Source organism: uncultured Campylobacter sp., assembly GCF_938030815.1.
Taxonomy (GTDB): Bacteria; Campylobacterota; Campylobacteria; order Campylobacterales; family Campylobacteraceae; genus Campylobacter_B.
The window spans coordinates 1-2,565 of record NZ_CALHII010000103.1 but is presented as its reverse complement, the minus strand read 5'-3'; the positions used below and the strand labels follow the sequence as shown (position 1 = coordinate 2,565).

The window sequence follows — 2,565 nt, the reverse complement described above, 5'->3', positions numbered from 1 at the left end:
GGTAGTATCCGCTTAGCCTAGATATGAAGGGCAGAAATTTTTACTAGCAAAATTTTTGCGTAAAATCACAAAATTCCGACTTGCAAAAGTATTTGAAATTCCCACGACAAAATAAAATTTATATAAAAATTTATCTGGATTTTATGCCGATCGGCTATAATTCCACTATTCTAATCCCGCATATTTTGCGGAATTTTTAAGGAGAAAAAATGCTTAAACTTCACTCAATACTTCTTGGTACAATGCTTTGCGCTAGCCTGGCTTTTGCAGATCGCACGATTACCGATCAGCTCGGTCGCAAGGTCACGATCCCGGATCAAGTAAATCGCATCGTCGTGCTACACCACGAAGCACTCAATGTCTTAAACGAAATCAACGCCCAAGATAAGGTCGTAGGCATCCTAAAAAGCTGGGAGCAGCGCCTAGGCAAAGAGTATAATCGTTTGGCACCGAGTTTTAAAAACCTACCTAATCCAGGCGATATCAAAGATGTCAATTACGAAGCTCTGCTTAGTCTAAAGCCCGATGCGGTCGTAGTGGTAAACTACTTTCCTAAAGAATATATCGCTAAAATGGAGGAGTTGAAAATCCCAGTCATAGGTATTTCATTTTTCAGCTCTGCACAAGAGGAAAAAGCTAAGCTAAATCCGACCTTTAAAGATGAGCGCGATAGCTTCGCTGCTTACGATGAGGGTTTTTACGAGGGGGTTAAAATTCTAGGCGAACTAAGCAATCACGAAAAGGATGCCGCTGAACTAATAGATTTCGTTAAAAAATCACAAGCTGATTTAAATGCCAAATTTAGCAATTTTATCGTAGATAAAAGACCTAGAGTTTATATGGCAAATCCCGATCTTACGACCTACGGTAGCGGCAAATATACTGGCGTAATGTTAGCAAGAGCGGGTGCGACGAACGTCGCCGCTGCAGATATAAAGGGCTACAAGCAGGTTTCGCCGGAGCAAATTTTAGCATGGAATCCGCAGATTATCTTAGTGCAAAACCGCTATCCTCAAGTACCTGCCGAACTTAAGGCAAACCCTGCGCTAAAAGGTCTTAGCGCCGTGAAAGAGGATAGAATTTATCTAATGCCCGAATTCGTTAAAGCATGGGGTCATCCGACTGCCGAAGCAATGGCGCTTGGTGAGGAATGGCTTGCTATGAAACTTTATCCGCAAAATTTTAAGGACGCAAACTTTGATAAAAAAGTAGAGGAATTCTACGAGAAATTTTACCGCGTCAAATATCAAAAATAATGCTAAACGTAATCCTGCTTCTTTTTTGGGTAGTGCTGGCGCTAATCTCGCTCGCTAGTGGGCAGTTTCATATACCGTTAGAAGAAATTTTTAAAATTCTCTTTAGCGGAGGCGGCGATGAAGCTGCCAAAAGTGTGATGATGGATGTTAGAATTCCACGCATTCTACTCTCCAGCCTTTGCGGTGGAGCGCTTGCTATCGCGGGTTTGAGCTTGCAAGCGGTATTTAAAAACCCGCTCGTTGGCCCGCACATCGTAGGCGTTAGCACCGCAGCGGCATTCGGCGGCGCGCTTTGTATTTTGCTAGGATTGAGCGGCTTATGGCTTGCGGGGTTTGCATTTTGCTTCGGACTTGCGGCGCTATTTTTACTCTATTTTTTGGCAAAATTCGTAGCACGCGCCGATATTTTCTCACTTATTTTAGCAGGTATAGTCATTAACGGCGTATTTGCCGCACTTACGAGCTTGGTGCAGTATCTAGCAGACGATGAGGAAGTGCTGCCTAATATCGTCTTTTGGCTACTAGGAAGCTTCGTAAGCGCAGGATACGATAAAGTAATTTTGATGTGCGCGATCGCCCTGCCCGCTTCTGCAGTCTTAATCGCGCTGAGATGGCGGTTTAATCTACTCAGCCTAAATGATGATGATCTGCGCGTGCTAGGCGTGGATGTTAAGTTTCTGCGCTGCACGATCCTAGCGCTTTGCACTGCTCTGATCGCCGTACAAGTTAGCGTCAGCGGAAATATCGGCTGGGTAGGTCTTGTAGTGCCGCACGCCACCAGGCTCATCGCGGGCAGCGACCACGTGAAGCTAATGCCTGCCTGCTTCATTGCAGGAGCGATCTTTATGCTGGCAATCGACGATCTATCTCGCTCGCTAAGTAGCGCCGAAATTCCTTTAGGAATTCTATCCGCTCTCATCGGAAGCCCGATCTTTGCCCTACTTCTAAAAAGGAGTGCCAAAAATGCAAAATCTAATTGAGGTAAAAAATGCTGGCTTTTACTACGAGGCGGAAAAATTCTGCTTTCGCAACTTAAGCTTCGAGCTTGCCAGCTCTCAAACATTAGCGATTTTGGGCTTAAACGGGCAAGGCAAAAGTACGCTAATGTCGTGTATGATGGGGATTTTGCAGCCTAAAGAAGGCGAGATCGTGCGCAAGGCAAAATTTGCTTTCTTGCCGCAGAGCTTTAACGTCGCGTTTGATTACAGCGTGCTTGACATCGTACTGATGGGGCGGGTACGCGAGATCTCGCTCTTTTCAAAACCGGGCAAAAAGGATATTCAAATCTGCCTTGACGCTCTGGATACGC

The 2,565-nt window shown here is 45.1% G+C and carries 3 protein-coding genes; all 3 read left to right on the top strand.

The window, feature by feature from the left end; all coding sequences use genetic code 11:
• The first annotated feature begins 209 nt into the window (after positions 1 to 209).
• Complete coding sequence (locus Q0277_RS03705; protein ID WP_297995749.1) at positions 210 to 1,256, top strand: ABC transporter substrate-binding protein; 1,047 nt, start codon at positions 210 to 212, stop codon at positions 1,254 to 1,256.
• Complete coding sequence (locus Q0277_RS03700) at positions 1,256 to 2,236, top strand: iron ABC transporter permease (protein ID WP_297995746.1); 981 nt, start codon at positions 1,256 to 1,258, stop codon at positions 2,234 to 2,236. The genes Q0277_RS03705 and Q0277_RS03700 overlap by 1 nt, the downstream gene beginning before the upstream one ends.
• A partial coding sequence (locus Q0277_RS03695) for an ABC transporter ATP-binding protein (protein ID WP_297995742.1) occupies positions 2,220 to 2,565 on the top strand: 346 nt, incomplete at its 3' end. The genes Q0277_RS03700 and Q0277_RS03695, both read left to right, overlap by 17 nt.

Excerpts from the sequence above, each read along its gene's own strand:
- Q0277_RS03705 (WP_297995749.1), top strand. The coding sequence starts at position 210 with ATGCTTAAACTTCACTCAATACTTCTTGGTACAATGCTTTGCGCTAGC.
- Q0277_RS03700 (WP_297995746.1), top strand. The coding sequence starts at position 1,256 with ATGCTAAACGTAATCCTGCTTCTTTTTTGGGTAGTGCTGGCGCTAATC.